General features: G+C 68.1%; 12 protein-coding genes, 2 rRNA genes and 1 riboswitch. Of the genes, 6 read left to right on the top strand and 8 right to left on the bottom strand.

Going from position 1 to position 17,044, the window contains the following annotated elements:
- From BR98_RS35770 to BR98_RS35750, 5 genes are all read right to left on the bottom strand, one after another.
- Nucleotides 1–2,030, bottom strand: a 23S ribosomal RNA gene (locus BR98_RS35770); the annotation flags it as partial.
- A 285-nt stretch (nt 2,031–2,315) separates the two neighbouring features.
- Nucleotides 2,316–3,837: ribosomal RNA gene (locus BR98_RS35765) — 16S ribosomal RNA — on the bottom strand.
- A gap of 448 nt (nt 3,838–4,285) precedes the next feature.
- Nucleotides 4,286–5,368 (bottom strand): threonine aldolase family protein, encoded by a 1,083-nt coding sequence (locus tag BR98_RS35760; RefSeq protein ID WP_035855044.1) that lies wholly within the window; start codon nt 5,366–5,368, stop codon nt 4,286–4,288.
- Complete coding sequence (locus tag BR98_RS35755) at nt 5,365–6,114, bottom strand: SDR family oxidoreductase (RefSeq protein ID WP_035851624.1); 750 nt, start codon at nt 6,112–6,114, stop codon at nt 5,365–5,367. Before BR98_RS35755 ends, BR98_RS35760 begins: the two co-directional genes overlap by 4 nt.
- 73 nt (nt 6,115–6,187) lie before the next feature.
- Nucleotides 6,188–7,588 carry a DUF6421 family protein gene (locus BR98_RS35750; protein ID WP_035851622.1) on the bottom strand — a complete coding sequence of 467 codons (1,401 nt, stop codon included), beginning with the start codon at nt 7,586–7,588 and terminating at the stop codon, nt 6,188–6,190.
- Nucleotides 7,589–7,947: 359 nt separating this feature from the next.
- Between BR98_RS35750 and BR98_RS35745 the strand changes: the two genes are divergently transcribed.
- Both BR98_RS35745 and BR98_RS35740 read left to right on the top strand, forming a co-directional pair.
- Entirely contained in the window at nt 7,948–8,628 is a 681-nt protein-coding gene (locus tag BR98_RS35745; RefSeq protein WP_035851618.1) for a DUF5134 domain-containing protein, read from the top strand.
- A gap of 154 nt (nt 8,629–8,782) precedes the next feature.
- Complete coding sequence (locus tag BR98_RS35740; protein WP_035851616.1) at nt 8,783–9,745, top strand: M56 family metallopeptidase; 963 nt, start codon at nt 8,783–8,785, stop codon at nt 9,743–9,745.
- Nucleotides 9,746–9,778: 33 nt separating this feature from the next.
- On the opposite strand, the gene BR98_RS35735 is transcribed toward BR98_RS35740, so the two are convergent.
- Entirely contained in the window at nt 9,779–10,195 is a 417-nt protein-coding gene (locus BR98_RS35735) for a MarR family winged helix-turn-helix transcriptional regulator (RefSeq protein ID WP_035851613.1), read from the bottom strand.
- Between the two features lie 127 nt (nt 10,196–10,322).
- Between BR98_RS35735 and BR98_RS35730 the strand changes: the two genes are divergently transcribed.
- Together BR98_RS35730 and BR98_RS35725 are read left to right on the top strand one after the other, a co-directional pair.
- Nucleotides 10,323–11,831, top strand: a complete 1,509-nt coding sequence (locus tag BR98_RS35730; RefSeq protein WP_051971003.1) for an MFS transporter — start codon at nt 10,323–10,325, stop codon at nt 11,829–11,831.
- A 171-nt stretch (nt 11,832–12,002) separates the two neighbouring features.
- Nucleotides 12,003–12,641, top strand: coding sequence for a TetR/AcrR family transcriptional regulator (locus BR98_RS35725; RefSeq protein ID WP_035851611.1), 639 nt, complete (start codon nt 12,003–12,005; stop codon nt 12,639–12,641).
- Nucleotides 12,642–12,680: 39 nt separating this feature from the next.
- Here the strand turns inward: BR98_RS35725 and BR98_RS35720 are convergent, their stop codons facing one another.
- Complete coding sequence (locus BR98_RS35720; RefSeq protein ID WP_083977408.1) at nt 12,681–13,550, bottom strand: helix-turn-helix domain-containing protein; 870 nt, start codon at nt 13,548–13,550, stop codon at nt 12,681–12,683.
- Between the two features lie 383 nt (nt 13,551–13,933).
- On the opposite strand from BR98_RS35720, the gene BR98_RS35715 reads away from it, so the two are divergent.
- Nucleotides 13,934–14,500: an ATP-binding protein gene (locus tag BR98_RS35715; RefSeq protein WP_035851610.1), complete on the top strand. Its 567-nt coding sequence runs from the start codon at nt 13,934–13,936 to the stop codon at nt 14,498–14,500.
- Nucleotides 14,501–14,721: 221 nt separating this feature from the next.
- Here BR98_RS35715 and BR98_RS35710 read toward each other — a convergent pair whose 3' ends face one another.
- On the bottom strand, nt 14,722–14,958 hold the full coding sequence (locus BR98_RS35710; protein ID WP_035851607.1) for a DUF397 domain-containing protein: 237 nt from the start codon (nt 14,956–14,958) through the stop codon (nt 14,722–14,724).
- Between the two features lie 462 nt (nt 14,959–15,420).
- Here BR98_RS35710 and BR98_RS35705 point away from each other — a divergent pair, with 462 nt between their 5' ends.
- Complete coding sequence (locus tag BR98_RS35705) at nt 15,421–16,332, top strand: hypothetical protein (RefSeq protein ID WP_198042346.1); 912 nt, start codon at nt 15,421–15,423, stop codon at nt 16,330–16,332.
- A gap of 544 nt (nt 16,333–16,876) precedes the next feature.
- Nucleotides 16,877–17,039, top strand: a riboswitch (cyclic di-AMP (ydaO/yuaA leader).
- The last annotated feature ends 5 nt before the right edge of the window (nt 17,040–17,044 follow it).

Here is a 17,044-nt window from a genome sequence, read left to right as displayed (position 1 = left end):
ATACATCGCCTTACGGCTTCGCACGGACCTGTGTTTTTAGTAAACAGTCGCTTCTCGCTGGTCTCTGCGGCCGGCCCCAGCTCGGGCAGCAAGTGCCTCCACCAGTTCCGGCCCCCTTCTCCCGAAGTTACGGGGGCATTTTGCCGAGTTCCTTAACCATAGTTCACCCGAACGCCTCGGTATTCTCTACCTGACCACCTGAGTCGGTTTGGGGTACGGGCCGCCATGAAACTCGCTAGAGGCTTTTCTCGACAGCATAGGATCATCCACTTCACCACAATCGGCTCGGCATCAGGTCTCAGCCTTAAAGAGTGGCGGATTTGCCTACCACTCGGCCTACACCCTTACCCCGGGACAACCACCGCCCGGGCTGGACTACCTTCCTGCGTCACCCCATCGCTCACCTACTACAGACTTGGACCACCGGCTCCACCACGTCCCTTTGTCCGAAGACTCCGGGCCGGCTTCACGGGCTTAGCATCACCTGGTTCAGCGTTGGCGCTTCAAAGCGGGTACGGGAATATCAACCCGTTGTCCATCGACTACGCCTGTCGGCCTCGCCTTAGGTCCCGACTTACCCTGGGCAGATCAGCTTGACCCAGGAACCCTTGGTCAATCGGCGCAAGAGTTTCCCACTCTTGTATCGCTACTCATGCCTGCATTCTCACTCGTATCCCGTCCACGACTCGATTCCTCGGCCGCTTCACCCGGAACACGACGCTCCCCTACCCATCCACAGCGTCGTTGGACGTATTCTGTGAATGACACGACTTCGGTGGTGTGCTTGAGCCCCGCTACATTGTCGGCGCGGAATCACTTGACCAGTGAGCTATTACGCACTCTTTCAAGGGTGGCTGCTTCTAAGCCAACCTCCTGGTTGTCTCTGCGACTCCACATCCTTTCCCACTTAGCACACGCTTAGGGACCTTAGTCGGTGTTCTGGGCTGTTTCCCTCTCGACCATGGAGCTTATCCCCCACAGTCTCACTGCCACGCTCTCACTTACCGGCATTCGGAGTTTGGCTAAGGTCAGTAACCCGGTGAGGCCCATCGCCTATCCAGTGCTCTACCTCCGGCAAGAAACACGTGACGCTGCACCTAAATGCATTTCGGGGAGAACCAGCTATCACGGAGTTTGATTGGCCTTTCACCCCTAACCACAGGTCATCCCCCAGGTTTTCAACCCTGGTGGGTTCGGTCCTCCACACGGTCTTACCCGCGCTTCAACCTGCCCATGGCTAGATCACTCCGCTTCGGGTCTTGGGCATGCAACTCAAACGCCCTATTCGGACTCGCTTTCGCTACGGCTACCCCACACGGGTTAACCTCGCTACACACCGCAAACTCGCAGGCTCATTCTTCAAAAGGCACGCAGTCACGGCCCACCAGCAAGCTGGCGAACGACGCTCCCACGGCTTGTAGGCACACGGTTTCAGGTACTATTTCACTCCGCTCCCGCGGTACTTTTCACCATTCCCTCACGGTACTATCCGCTATCGGTCACCAGGGAATATTTAGGCTTAGCGGGTGGTCCCGCCAGATTCACACGGAATTTCTCGGGCTCCGTGCTACTTGGGAGAAGCTCAAGTGAGCCGCTAATGTTTCGTCTACGGGGGTCTTACCCTCTACGCCGGACCTTTCGCATGTCCTTCGACTACACCAACGGTTTCTGACTCACCCAGCCGCCGGCAGACGACTGAAGAACTTTCCCACGACCCCGTATCGGCAACCCCTGCCGGGTCTCACACCAATACGGTTTAGCCTCATCCGGTTTCGCTCGCCACTACTCCCGGAATCACGGTTGTTTTCTCTTCCTGCGGGTACTGAGATGTTTCACTTCCCCGCGTTCCCTCCACGCACCCTATGTGTTCAGGTGCGGGTGACAGCCCATGACGACTGCCGGGTTTCCCCATTCGGACACCCCCGGATCAAAGCTCGGTTGACAGCTCCCCGGGGCCTATCGCGGCCTCCCACGTCCTTCATCGGTTCCTGGTGCCAAGGCATCCACCGTGCGCCCTTAAAAACTTGGCCACAGATGCTCGCGTCCACTGTGCAGTTCTCAAACAACGACCAGACACCCACCTACACCACCCGAAAACGAGTACTGTCCGTGGGACCGGCATCCTCGAGGTTCAGACCATACGGCCGTTCCCTCAGGACCCAACAACGTGCCCGACACACCAGACTCACCAACCCCGTTCCACGCACCGAAGTGCAGTACTGAAGGAAGACTCGCCCTGTGTGCCGAATAGTCAACGTTCCACCCATGAGCAACCGTGCGAGACATTCGCTCGCAACCGGCCATGTGCTCCTTAGAAAGGAGGTGATCCAGCCGCACCTTCCGGTACGGCTACCTTGTTACGACTTCGTCCCAATCGCTGGTCCCACCTTCGACGGCTCCCTCCCAAGGGTTAGGCCACCGGCTTCGGGTGTTACCGACTTTCGTGACGTGACGGGCGGTGTGTACAAGGCCCGGGAACGTATTCACCGCAGCATGCTGATCTGCGATTACTAGCAACTCCAACTTCATGGGGTCGAGTTGCAGACCCCAATCCGAACTGAGGCCGGCTTTTTGGGATTCGCTCCGCCTCGCGGCATCGCAGCCCTTTGTACCGACCATTGTAGCACGTGTGCAGCCCAAGACATAAGGGGCATGATGATTTGACGTCGTCCCCACCTTCCTCCGAGTTGACCCCGGCAGTCTCCTGTGAGTCCCCACCACCCCGAAAGGCGTGCTGGCAACACAGAACAAGGGTTGCGCTCGTTGCGGGACTTAACCCAACATCTCACGACACGAGCTGACGACAACCATGCACCACCTGTATACCGACCACAAGGGGGCGACTATCTCTAGCCGTTTCCGATATATGTCAAGCCTTGGTAAGGTTCTTCGCGTTGCGTCGAATTAAGCCACATGCTCCGCTGCTTGTGCGGGCCCCCGTCAATTCCTTTGAGTTTTAGCCTTGCGGCCGTACTCCCCAGGCGGGGAACTTAATGCGTTAGCTGCGGCACCGACGACGTGGAATGTCGCCAACACCTAGTTCCCAACGTTTACGGCGTGGACTACCAGGGTATCTAATCCTGTTCGCTCCCCACGCTTTCGCTCCTCAGCGTCAGTAATGGCCCAGAGATCCGCCTTCGCCACCGGTGTTCCTCCTGATATCTGCGCATTTCACCGCTACACCAGGAATTCCGATCTCCCCTACCACACTCTAGCCTGCCCGTATCGAATGCAGACCCGGGGTTAAGCCCCGGGCTTTCACATCCGACGCGACAGGCCGCCTACGAGCTCTTTACGCCCAATAATTCCGGACAACGCTCGCACCCTACGTATTACCGCGGCTGCTGGCACGTAGTTAGCCGGTGCTTCTTCTGCAGGTACCGTCACTTGCGCTTCTTCCCTGCTGAAAGAGGTTTACAACCCGAAGGCCGTCATCCCTCACGCGGCGTCGCTGCATCAGGCTTTCGCCCATTGTGCAATATTCCCCACTGCTGCCTCCCGTAGGAGTCTGGGCCGTGTCTCAGTCCCAGTGTGGCCGGTCGCCCTCTCAGGCCGGCTACCCGTCGTCGCCTTGGTAGGCCATTACCCCACCAACAAGCTGATAGGCCGCGGGCTCATCCTGCACCGCCGGAGCTTTACACCCAGAACCATGCGGTCCCAGGTCATATCCGGTATTAGACCCCGTTTCCAGGGCTTGTCCCAGAGTGCAGGGCAGATTGCCCACGTGTTACTCACCCGTTCGCCACTGATCCACCCCGAAGGGCTTCACCGTTCGACTTGCATGTGTTAAGCACGCCGCCAGCGTTCGTCCTGAGCCAGGATCAAACTCTCCGTGAATGTTTTCCCGTAATCGGGTCGACACCCGCGCAGAGCGGCACGACAATCAGCGGAATAGGCCGACCCCGTGCACTGCGTCCTCGCTAGTGTTTTACTTCAAAAGGAATCTCCAACCCCGATCAGACGATCAAGGCCGGGGATGTCAACATATCTGGCGTTGACTTTTGGCACGCTGTTGAGTTCTCAAGGAACGGACACTTTCTTCAAGCCGCTCTCGCAGCTCTCCGGGCGCTTCGTTCTTACTTTGCAGAGCCTATCAGATCTTTTTCACTCCGTTTTACCGAAGTTCATCGTCCCGATTTCTCTCCGTCGCCCCTCGCGGCGCGACTCCGGAACTGTACGGGCACGGCCCCGCCACAAGCAAATCGTCCCGTCCCGGGAGCCCGGGACGGGACGATTCGTACGACTGAGCGGCTCGGAGCAGCGCCATCGCGGGTGAGAGCGGCGCTCAGCCCTCGCGGCCCATCTCCTCCGCGATCGCCGCGGCAAAGGCGTCGATGTCCTCCTCCGTGGTGTCGAAGGAGGCCATCCAGCGCACCTCACCGGTGTGCTCGTCCCAGAAGTAGAAGCGGTAACGCTTCTGCAGTCGCTCGCTGACCTCGCGCGGCAGGATCGCGAACACGGCATTGGCCTGCACCGGGCGGACCAGCGTCACACCGTCGATGCCGCGCACCGCGGTCTCCAGGCGCTGGGCCATCGCATTGGCGTGGCCGGCGTTGCGCAGCCAGAGGTCGCCGGTGAGCAGCGCCTCGAACTGCACCGAGACGAAGCGCATCTTCGAGGCGAGTTGCATCGACATCTTGCGCAGGTACTTGATGTTGCGGACCCGCTCGGGGTTGAGCACCACCACGACCTCGCCGAACAGCAGGCCGTTCTTGGTGCCGCCGAAGGAGAGGACGTCGACGCCCGCCTCGGTGGTGAACTCGCGGAACGGGCGGCCGAGCGAGGCGGCGGCGTTGCCCAGGCGGGAGCCGTCCATGTGGACGAGCATGCCGCGCTCGTGGGCGTGCTCGCAGATCGCCTTGACCTCGTCCACCGTGTAGAGGGTGCCGAGTTCGGTGCTCTGGGTGATGGAGACGGCGAGCGGGGCGGCGCGGTGCTCGTCGTCCCAGCCGTAGGCCTGCTGGTCGATCAGGGCGGGGGTGAGCTTGCCGTCCGGGGTGGGGACGGTGTGGATCTTGATGCCGGCGATCTTCTCCGGCGCTCCGCACTCGTCCACGTTGATGTGCGCGCTCTGGGCGGCGATCACCGCGCCCCAGCGCGGCAGCAGCGCCTGCAGCGCGACCACGTTGGCGCCGGTGCCGTTGAAGACCGGGTAGGCCTCGGCCCTGTCGCCGAAGTGGCGCTTGAAGACGGTCTGCAGGTGCTCGGTGTACTGGTCCTCGCCGTAGGCGACCTGGTGGCCGCCGTTGGCCAGGGTGATCGCGGCAAGGATCTCCGGGTGGACCCCGGCGTAGTTGTCGCTGGCGAACCCGCGAACCGCGGCGTCGTGGTGCGGTACTGCGTCCGTGCGGGAGGTGAAGGAGATCATCGGGCTGTCAGCCACAGGTGCTGTCCGTTCAGTTCTGCTGCGGGGCGGGCCCAGAGGTCCGCGAGGTGGTCGGCCAGGTCGGCGGTCTCGGTGTACCCGGTGAACTTGGCCTCCGGCTTCTCGGCCCGCATCTCGGGGCTGAGCAGGGCCTTGATCACCAGGATGACAGCCGCGGCGCTGGGGGTGCCGTCGGCGGCGGTGGCCTCTTTGACGAAGGAGTTGGCCATCGCCAGGGTCCAGGCCTCGGTGGCGGCCTTGGCGGCCGCGTAGGCGGCGCCGCCGGCGGTGGGCTTGTGCGCGGCCGCGGCGCCGATCATCGCGAACCGGCCGGCCTCACTGCGCAGCAGTGCGGGCTGGAAGGCGAGCGAGGTGTGCTGCAGGGTGCGGACGACGGTGTCGTGCAGGAAGTCCCAGTCGTCGATCCGCGACTCGTGGAAGGTCTTGCTGCCGCGCCAGCCGCCGACCAGGTGGAGCAGGCCGTCGACGTGGCCGTGCTCGGCCTCCAGGTGGTCGGCCCAGTCGTGCACCTCCTGCGGGTCGAGCAGGTCGATCACCTGCCCGCTGATCTTCGCGCCGGGGACGGCGACCTTGACCGTCTCGATCGCGGCGTCCAGGCGGTGCTGGTCGATGTCGGCGCCGATCACGGTGGCGCCGCCGGCCGCTAGGCGGCGCAGCGTGGCCTGGCCTGCCGGGCCGCTGGCGCCGGCCACCGCGATGACCTTGCCGTTCAGGGAGTCGGTGCTCATGCGGCCACCTCGCTTCGCTCGCTGGGCGCTTCGCACATGCGCACCTTCTGGACTGTTCGCTCGCTTCGCTCGCTCACGCGGCCACCTCCTGGATGCCGGCGCCGGTGATGCCGGTGGTGGCGGCGATCACGCCGCTGAGCTTCTTGGACAGGGCCTCGTAGAACATGCTGAGCGGGAACTCGTCCGGGTGGACGGCGTCGCACAGCGCCTTGTTGACGGACTTGCTGTCGCCGGCGTCCAGCGGCAGGGCGGCCGGGCCCTTGGCCCAGGTGGAGGCCGGGTGCGGGGTGAGGTAGCGGGAGACCAGCTCGTAGGCGGCGATCCAGTGCGCGGTCTTCGGGCGGTCGATGCCGGCCCGGTAGAGCGCCTCGATCTCGCCGCAGAGCGCGTTGGTGACCTCGGCGACCCGCGCCCAGTCAATGCTGAGGCGGTTGTCGCGCCAGCGCAGCGCGTCGTGCTGGTGCAGGTAGGCGAAGAGCAGCTGGCCGCCCATGCCGTCGTAGTTGCGGACCCGGCCACCGGTGACGGGGAAGCGGAAGAGGCGGTCGAAGAGGATCGCGTACTGCACGTCGCGGCCCTGCTTGTAGCCCTCGGCCTCGAGCCGGACGGCCTCCTTGAAGGCGGTCAGGTCGCAGCGCAGCTCCTCCAGGCCGTACATCCAGAACGGGCTGCGCTGCTTGATCATGAACGGGTCGAAGGGCAGGTCGCCGTGGCTGTGGGTGCGGTCGTGCACCAGGTCCCAGAGGACGAAGGTCTGCTGGGCGCGCTCCTGGTCGGCGATCAGCTGGGCGGCGTCCTCGGGGATCTCCAGGCCGAGCAGCTCGACGGCGGAGTTGGAGACGGCGCGGAAGCGGGCGGCCTCGCGGTCACAGAAGATGCCGCCCCAGGTGAACCGCTCGGGGGCCTTGCGGACGGCGACGGTCTCCGGGAAGAGGACGGCGGAGTTGGTGTCGTAGCCGGCCGTGAAGTCGGTGAAGGTGATCGGGACGAACATCGGGTTGTCGAAGCGGGTCCGCTCGAGCTCGGCCAGCCAGTCGGGCCAGACCACCTGGAGCAGCACGGCCTCCAGGTTGCGGTCGGGGTTGCCGTTCTGGGTGTACATCGGGAAGACCACGAGGTGGTCCAGGCCGTCGGTCCGCTCGGCGGCCGGCTGGAAGGCCAGCAGCGAGTCGAGGAAGTCGGGCTCCCGGTAGCCGGTGTCGGCCCATTTACGCAGGTCGGCCTGGACGGACTCGAGGTAGCCGGCATCGTGCGGGAAGAGCGGGGCGAGCTCCTGGATCGCCTCGAGCACGGTGCTCAGCAGCGGGTCGACCGTGGTGCGCTGGACGCTGGCCAGGTCGATCGAGCCGTCCTTGGACTGCAACGGGCGCAGTGCCTCGACGGTCTGCTTGAGCCGCTGCCAGGCGGGGTGGTCGGCGAGCGGCGCCGCAGGAAGGTCGGCCGCCTCAGCGTGCTTCGACGAAAGATTCTGCATGAGAGACCTGCTTCGACAGAAGTTATTGAGTCAAGAACACGATAATGACGAAAGGTTCTCCTGTTCAAGGGGGGGTAGGTGAGAGAATCTGCGCACTACGGGCCGTCTGCCCGGAAGCCTTGCGGCGGGCGGGAATTGGACACCTGCCCGAGCGGAAACGGATCGCGGACGGTTCGAGCCTGGCCGCGCCCCCGGTCGGCCGCCACCGCGACGCGGCCACTCGGTGGTGCCCGGCGCACGACACTGAGCGACGTCGGCGGTCGCACCTCCGTACGCCCCTGTGCGCGCCCTGCTGTCGAGCGGTCGCGGCGGGTGATCGTGGTGCTGTCCCCTGTCGGGACGGGCGCGAGGGGGGACCGATGCACGGACCGGCGGTACTCAGCTGGCTGCTGGCACTGCTCACCGCCGCCACGGGTGGCATCTGCCTGCTGCGGCTGCGTCTGCGGTCCCACCCCGGGCCGGAGCGGTTGGGCAGCCGGCCGGACGATCGGCCTGCGGACCGGCCCGCCGACCAGCGCAAAGACCGGGACCACGACCGGCCCGGCGACCGGTACCACGACCGGCACGACAAGTGGCCCGGCGACTGGCACGACGGCCGGGCCTCCGATGCCGCCGAGGCGGTGATGGGGCTGGGCACGGCCGCGATGATCGCCTCCGACGACCGGCTGCCCGCGCCGTTGTGGGTGGCGCTGTTCGGGGTGCTCGGCGCGGCCTCGCTCTGGGCAGCGTTGAGTCGGCGGGCCGGCGGTCGGCGGGCGCACCGGCTGCACCACGCGGTGGGGGCGGCGGCGATGGTCTACATGGCGCTGGCGATGGGCGGGCGTCCGGACCACCCCGGGATGGCGATGGCGATGGGGTGGCCGGCCCTGACCGGGGGGCTACTGCTCTACTTCGGCGGTTATGCGGTCTGGGCGGGCAGTCGGCTGCTCACGGCGGGCGGGCCGCAGCCGGCCGGGACCGCGCTGGTGGCCGGGCCGGTGCCGCAGGCCTGCCGACTGGCCATGGGGGTGGGGATGTTCGCGATGCTGCTGGCGCTCTAGGGGAGCCGGATGGCAGCCGCTTGGGCGGCCGAGGCGCCGCCCGCCGTGGTGTCCTTGGTCACTGCTGCCGGGGCGGCCGTACCACCGGGCACGCCCAGCGCCTAGATTGAGACTCAGCGTACTGTCGCGCCTTCCCCTGGGGGGACCTGCTGCCATGACGGCCCTGCTCGGCCTGCTGCTGCTCGGTCTGCTGTTCGCCACCGCCGGGCCACTCCTGCTGGCCCGGGCGCGTTGGGCTGAGCGCGAACCGGTGCTCGCGCTGCTGGTCTGGCAGTGCCTGGTGGTCGCGGTGCTGCTCTGCTGTCTGCTGAGCCTGCTGCTCGCGTTGTCGGCCGCGCTGCCCGAGGTGCGCACGCTGCTCTTCCACGGTGCCCCGCGCGGAGTGGAGGCCGCGTACGGTCTGGCCGGCGGCGAGGGCTGGGGTCGGCTCTGTGCGGTGCTGTTGGCGCTCGGCGGCCTGCGGACCGCGCTCTCGCTGACCCGGGAGATCCGCGCCGCGCGGGCCCAGCGTGGGCGGCGGCAGCGGGAGTTGGCGGATCGGGCGCCCGAGCTGCCGGCCGGCGCCGGCGACCAGCCGGCCCGGCGGGAGCGGCTGGTGGTGCTGGAGAACGTCCGGCCCGAGGCCTGGTCGCTGCCGGGGTCGCAGTCGCGCCTGGTGGTGACGACGGGCGCGTTGAGCCGGTTGACCGACAACGAGTTGGCCGCGCTGCTGAGCCATGAGCGCGGGCATGTCCGAGCCCGGCACCACTGGTTGGCGCAGGGCGCGCAGGCGCTGGCGGCGGGTTTTCCCGGGGTCGGGGTGTTCAGCGCGTTCCGCGACCAGGTGGGCGAGTTGGTGGAGCTGGCGGCGGACGACCGGGCGGCCCGCCGGCACGGGCGGGTGACCACGGCGCACGCGATGGTGGAGATCAACACCGGGCGCGGGGTGTTCAACGGTTGCCCTGGTGAGCCGGCCCCCGGTCAGCTGGCCCAGGCGCCGCGCCGGGTGGACCGTCTGCTGGCCGGCGAGCCCCGGCTTCCGGTGGCGGCCCGGCTGCGTTTCACCCTGCTGGCGCTGGCGGCGCCCGCCCTGGTGCTGCTGCTGGCCGCAGCACCAGGGCTGAGCGCGCTCCGGTAGCGCCGGTCTGACCGTCCCTGCCGCCAGGAGGCTTTACTCGCCCGGGTTCTGATGATCCGTCAGGCTTCGGCTCAGCACCTCGCGGTGGAGCGGGCGGGCGGCCTCGTAGCGCTCGCGGCCGAGTTCGGTGAGGCGGACGTAGATGCCGCGGCGGTCCTCGGCGCACATGGCGCGCTCGACCAGCTCGGCCTTCTCCAGCCGGCCGATCAGGCGGGACAGCGCGCTCTGGCTGAGGTGCACCGTCTCGGCGAGTTCCTGCACCCGGAGCTTGTCCTGGTGCTCCTCGGGAGCCTCGGTGAGGCGCTCCAGCACCTCGAACTCGCTCATGCCGAGCCCGTGGTGCTCGCTCAGCTCGCGGTCCAGGGCGCAGGCGGTGGCCGCGTGGCGAGCCAGGAGCTCGCGCCACTCGGAGACCAGGGCGGCCGTCGCGGCCGGGTCAGCTGTTCGCACGGGGGCATCCTATCACATGCACGAGAACTATATGAGTTCACATTATATTTACTTGCATTGATTGCACGTGCATGTAGTGTCTTGCTCCATGACCAGCATCGACGGATCAACTACCCACGCTTTGAACATGTCTGACACCGCGTCCAGTGCCGTCCGCTGGAGCCCACGGCTCTGGGGCACCCTGATCGTGCTCTGCGCCGCACTCTTCCTCGACGCGCTGGACGTCTCGATGGTCGGCGTCGCGCTGCCCTCGATCGGCACCTCCCTGAACCTCTCCACCTCCACCCTGCAGTGGGTGGTCAGCGGCTATGTGCTCGGCTACGGCGGCCTGTTGCTGCTCGGCGGCCGGGCCGCCGACCTGCTGGGCCGGCGCCGGGTCTTCCTGATCGCGCTCGCCGTCTTCGCCGCCGCCTCGCTGCTCGGCGGCCTGGTCGACGACGGCGCGCTGCTGATCGGCGCCCGCTTCCTGAAGGGCGCGGCCGCCGCGTTCACCGCGCCCGCCGCGCTCTCGATCATCACCACCACCTTCGCCGAGGGCCCGGCCCGCAACAAGGCGCTCTCGATCTTCACCACCTGCGGCGCCAGCGGCTACTCGCTGGGCCTGGTGATCAGCGGCCTGCTCACCTCGGTGGGCTGGCGCTGGACCTTCCTGATGCCGGTCCCGGTGGCCCTGGTCGCGCTGGTCTTCGCGATCCGCCTGCTGCCCAAGCACGCACGTGAGGACAGCGACGGCGGCTACGACGTGGCCGGCGCGATCACCGGCACCGCCGCCCTGCTGCTGCTGGTCTTCACCGTCACCGAGGCGCAGAGCGTCGGTTGGGCGAGCCTGCGCACCATCGGCTCGCTGCTGGCGGTCGCGGCGCTGGGCGCCGCCTTCCTGCTGATCGAGCAGCGCACCGCGCACCCGCTGGTGCGGCTCGGCATCTTCCGCAACGGCAGCGTGGCCCGGGCCAACCTCAGCGCGTTCGTACTGATGGGCTCCTACGCCGGCTTCCAGTTCATCGTGGCGCTCTACCTGCAGCGGCTGCTCGGCTGGTCGGCGCTGGAGATGGGCTTCGCCCTGCTGCCGGCCGGCGCGCTGGTCGCGCTGTCCGCCACCAGGATGGGCGCGATCGTGGACCGCTTCGGCACCGGCAAGCTGCTCCCGCTGGGCAGTGCGGCGATGGTCCTCGGCTACGCGCTCTTCCTGCGGCTCGGCCCGGACAGCACCTTCCTGGCGCTGGTGCTGCCCAGCATGGTGCTGCTCGGCATCGGCTTCGCGCTCTTCTACCCCTCGGCCAACATCGCCGCCACCGACGGCGTGGCCGACGAGGAGCAGGGTCTGGCCTCCGGTCTGGTGAATACCGCGATGCAGGTGGGCAACGCCCTGGTGCTCGCCGTCACCACCGCGGTGATCACGGCCGGCACGCACGGCGGCGACAGCCCGCACGCCCAGTTGGCCGGCTACCGCCCGGCCCTGCTGCTGGTCACCGGGGTCGCCCTGATCGGTCTGCTGGTGGCCGCCGGCGGCGCGCTGCTGGACCGCCGCCGGGCGGCGGCGCGGCACTCGGTGCCGGACTACGATTACGCCCGGGTCGGCGCCGAGGCGGCGCCGGAGATGGGGGCTCCCGCGGCCGGAGGTCGAGGGAGGGTCTGACGGGCTGTCAGCAGAGCTTTGGCGTCGGTCTCACCAGTCCCCCGTTCTGGTGAGACCGACGCTGTTGCCCGTACCGGACCGACTCCCGCCTTCGCCTCGGGCGGAGACCGTCGGTCACTCACGGTCAGAAGTATATTGACCGAGAGCCAACCAACGTACGGAGCTGACACGATGGCACCTCGCGGGGAATCGGTCAACGAGGAGATGCGGCTGCGCTCCCGGCGCCGGCTGATGCGGGCCACCACCGAGCTGGTGGACCAGCGCGGATACGCCGCCACCACGCTGGCCGACATCGCCGAACGGGCCGGGCTGGCCCGGGGCCTGGTGTCGTACTACTTCGACGGCAAACGACTCCTGATGCAGTCGGCCACGCACCGTCTGATGCATCTGGAGCTGGCCGCCGCCCTGGCCGTCCTGCCGGGCGACGCCTCGCCGCAGGAGCGGCTGGCCACCGCGATCGACCAGGTGCTGCGCACCGCGCTGGACCACCCGCGGGTGATGCGCTCGCACCTGGCGCTGATCCTCGATCCGGACGTCGGCGGCTTCGTCCAGGACCCGGAGCAGCAGCAGCTCGGCGCGATCCTGCGGGAGGTGCTGGCCGGCTGGGGCGCGGGCGATCCGGTGGCCGAACACGCGGTGCTGCGCAGCGCGTTGATGGGCGGCTGCATCGGTGTGCTGCTGCCGGGGGCGCAGACTCCGCTGCCGCCGATCCGGGCCGACCTGTTCGCCCGCTACGAGCTGCCCTGGGAGTTGGGCAACCCGCCGCAGGTCGACCCGCCGGGGCGACCGCACTGGATACGACGGGCGTAGCGGGCACGGGTCCGCCCGGCGGCGGAGCGGGCCTGGCGCTCAGGCCTCGCGCAGGATCGTGGAGAGCAGCTCGACGGTGCGCTCCGGGGTGAGGCTGTCCACGCACAGCCGCTCCATCACCTGGACGTAGGCGTCCACGTCGTCGCGCTTGTCCAGGTAGAGGGCGCTGGTGAGCTGCTCCAGGTAGACCACGTCGGCCAGGTCCTGCTCCGGGAAGCGCAGGATGCTGAACGCCCCGCTCTCGCCGGCGTGCGCACCGAACCGGAACGGCATCACCTGGATCACCACGTTGGGCTGCTCGGCGATGTCGATCAGGTACTGCAGCTGACCGCGCATCACCTTGGGCCCGCCGACCGGGCGGCGCAGCGCCGCCTCGTCGATCACCGCCCACAGGCGCGGGCCCTGACCCTCCGTCAGGAGCTTCTGGCGGCGCAGGCGCAGGCCCACCAGGCGGTCGATCTCCTCGTCGCTGAGCACCGGGCGGCTCTGGCCGAAGACGGCGCGGGCGTACTCCTCCGACTGCAGCAGACCGGGGATGAACTGCACCTCGTAGGTGCGGATCAGCGAGGCGGCCTCCTCCAGCCCGACGTAGGTCTGGAACCAGCCGGGCAGCACGTCGCTGAAGCTGTGCCACCAGCCGGACTTGTTGGCCTCGCGGACCAGGCCGAGCAGTGACTCGCGTTCCTCACCGTCGGTGACGCCGTAGAGGGTGAGCAGGTCGGCGACGTCGCGTTCCTTGAAGCTGACCCGGCCCAGTTCCATCCGGCTGATCTTGGATTCAGAGGCGCGGATCTGGTACCCGGCATCCTCTCGGGTGACACCCCGTGCCTCGCGCAACCGGCGCAGCTGGGAGCCCAGGAGGATTCGGCGCACCATGGAACCGCCGCCGCCGGGCTGCGCTGTGGTCATGCCGTGGGAACCTCCGCCTCGGGAAACAGGGCACAGTCTGCCACTATCCGGCCGCTGACAGTGCTTGTCGTGGCAGAAGGATCTATCAATTTTGCATCGGCACGTCCATCAGCACGTCCATCGGCACGTTCGGATGCACGTGCATCCGGCGCCTGCATATGCCAATGATGCGACTGCACGTGAATCGACTCTTGCATCTGCCGTGAGCGCAGAGCACGATGGTGCACGTGCAGTTGCACACCCCCTGTGACAGTCCCGCAGGCTTCGTTGTCGACCCCATGCACGGTGTCGAGGCGATGGCGAAGCGGCCGAGCGAGTCGGAGGTGACCGGCATGACCCCGCCGGGTCCAGCCGTGTCCGCCCCCTTATGGGAGGAGCTCTTCATGGGCACCGGTACGGCCCTGGCCGTCGATCCTGACGTCATGACGTGTACGCTCGCTCCCCGCTATGACGCGGTGAAGACCGCTCGCGACTTCACCCGAACCACCCTGCAGCGCTGGGGGCTCGGTGACCTCTTCGACGATGTTGCCCTGGTGGCCTCGGAGTTGGTGACCAATGCGCTGCGCCACGCGATAGGCCAGCCCACCGCGGCCGATCTGCCCGGCGCCGCCGGGCGCCAGCCCTTCCCGGTCCAGGCCGGACCGCTCCACAACGGTGAGAGCCGACTGCCGATCCGGATCAGCCTGGTCCACCGGGCCCCCCAACTCGTCTGCGCCGTCAGCGATCCGAGCAGCATCGGCCCGGTCACCCGGGAGGCCGACTTCGTCGCCGAGTCCGGACGCGGACTGCACCTGGTGGACTCCTTCAGCCACTCCTGGGGCTGGCATCCGCTCGCCTCCGGGGCCGGCAAGGTGGTCTGGGCCCTGTTCCAGGCCGAGGACGTGCCGCATCACGGCTCCTCGCTGGTGGTTGACAGTGCGTCAGCCGGGCGCCACCGGCGCTCCGCCTAGCCTGATCCCGCTGTGCCCCGAACGCCGCGCCCTGGCGCGGCGTTTCGTCGTCCCGATCGCATGTCGTCCCCATCGCCTGTCGTCCCCGTCGCCGAGCACCGCCGACGGCCGGCTGCCAGCTACTGCCACACCCGCGGTTGCCGCCGGAGATGCCGAACGCCGTCGCGGCACTGGCTCCCACGACGGCGCATCCTCGTCCCACCCGGTACTCGGGCCCCGCTTCAGCCCGCCAGGTGGTCGAACTCCCCGTCCTTCACGCCGAGCAGCAGCGCTGCTATCTCGTCGCGTGTGTAGATCAGCGCCGGACCGTCCGGGAACCGCGAGTTGCGCATCGCGACCGCGCCGTCCGGGAGGGCGGCGAGCTCCACGCAGTTCCCCTTGGAGTTGCTGTGCCGACTCTTCTGCCAGACCACGCCATCGAGGTCCGTCGCCGCCATGCCGTTGTACGTGTGGTGCATAGAAATCTCCCAAGAGCCTGGAGTGCTCGTACCGCTCGGCGCCCGACCGCTCCGGCCGCCGGCCGCCTCCGGCTCGTACGGGCAGGGCGAATGCCTTACTTGTCGTAATGATAACGCTAATGCACGTGCATCGGCATGTGATTTTGCGCGTGCACGGACCTGCACAGGATGTGACGGTAACCTGCCAGAATCGCCCTCATGGCGGTGCAGAAGCGGACATATGAGGGTGATTCAGCTGGTGATCGGTAACCCCGCGTCGGGAAGACGCCCGGGGGAGCCTGGCCGGTTCGACCGTTGACACGGATCGAGCGTGATCAACTTCGCAGCCGGATCCTCACACTCCGTCACATCAGTAACGGCAGCGCCGGATTTTGCCGCGATTGACCCGACTTGCCCCTGGCTGACCCCCGGAACGGCAGCCGGATGCGGAATGATCGCGCGCATGTCCTACGATTCTGCGCCATGAGCACTGCAGCCATCCCGGGCGCACCACTGCCCGTCCGCACGCCAGGCTCCCGGGCACGGGGGCGCCACCGTCGGCCCGAGCGGCCCGAGGTGCCGGCCGGCGCGCCGGCGCTCGTCCTCGCGGTCCCCGCCGAGGCGACCCCGGAGGCGGTCGCGGTGGTGAACGAGCTGCTCTCGGTGATCCGCGGCGAGCAGCCCGGCATCGAGGCCGCGGCGGGCTGGCTGCCCGGCCCGTCGGCCGCCGAAGCCGCCCAGGCCGCCGAGGGCGAGACCGGCGGGCAGCCGACCATCCCCACTGTCGAGTCGCTGCTGGGCGCGGCCGCCGAGGCCGGGCTGCCCGCGCCGGTGCTGGTCCCGCTGCTGTTCGGCCCGCACCCGTACCTGCCGCAGCTGCAGCAGCTGGCCGCCGACACCGGCGCGCTGCTGACCGACGTGCTCGGTCCGCACCCGCTGCTGGCCGAGGCGGTGCACGTGCGGCTCTCCGAGGCCGGCCTGGCCCGCGCCGACCGGGCCCGGCTGTTCGCCATCGCCACCTCGGCCGACGGCGTGGTGCTGACCACCGTCGGCGGCGAGGAGGCCGCCGCGGCGGCCGGGATCACCGGCGTGCTGCTCGCGGCCCGCCTGGCGGTGCCGGTGGTGGCGGCCGCGCTGGACGTGCCCGGCTCGGTGGCCGGCGCCGTCGAGCACCTGCGGGCCACCGGCTCGCAGCGCCCGGCACTGGCTCCGCTGGTGATCGGTCCGGAGGCGGCGGGCGACCTGCTGCTCGGCGCGAGCGAGCAGACCGGCTGCCCGAGCGCCGCGCCGCTGGGCGCCTACCCCACGGTCGGTCAGCTGGTCGCCTCGGCGTACCTGGCCGCGCTGCCCGCGCCCGTCGAGGAAGACCCGCAGGAGCCCGCCGAGCAGGCCTGAGACCTCTCGGTAGCCCTCGCACCAGTTCAAGGCCCCGTTGCCGCCCGCCAGGGCGGGAGCGGGGCCGTCGGCGTTTCCGGACAGGGGACACGCCGGCGGCCGACCGGAGCACCGGAGACGCCGGCGGCGGACCCGAGCACGGAAGACGGCGGGCAACCCGAGCTGACGGGACGCCAATGACCGGGCAAAACGGACATCTGAGGGCGAGTCGGCTTTGGTCTCGAAACGGTAACTGCGGGACCTCGGGCCCGGTCGCGGGCGGTCGGAACGGACCGCTGAGGCTGGGTCAGGAAAGGTCCGTCCGCCGACGAACCGTCACCCTGAAGGACCGGCAACTCCCCCACCGCCGAGCCCCCTTGGCCCAGCGGGCGCCGACACCCCCTCAGATACCCACCCCGGTCGATCTTGAAGGGCTGGTGAAGGCGATGTGACGCCGATCACAGCTGTTTGCGGATTCAACTTATCTCTGTCTAACGTGCTCCCCGTTCGTGGTCACACGGACCCAGTGGGCCGGACGCCGAGTCCTGCCACCGGCACCGCTGGCAGCGCGAAAACGCACCACGGCAGGAGCGGGGGAACCAGGTAAGCCGCCCCGGCACCGGTCCACGGACCGGCCGCCAGGGGCTAGGGGTGAAGCCGTGCTCAGCACGGCCGGGCAACTCCAGCCCGAATCCGACAGCTCACCTCGTAGGCGTAGGAGAGGAACGCGTCT

Source organism: Kitasatospora azatica KCTC 9699, from assembly GCF_000744785.1.
In the GTDB taxonomy this organism is placed as follows: Bacteria; Actinomycetota; Actinomycetes; order Streptomycetales; family Streptomycetaceae; genus Kitasatospora; species Kitasatospora azatica.
Note: the sequence above shows the minus strand (reverse complement) of the source record. Positions and strands in the feature narration are given on the sequence as shown.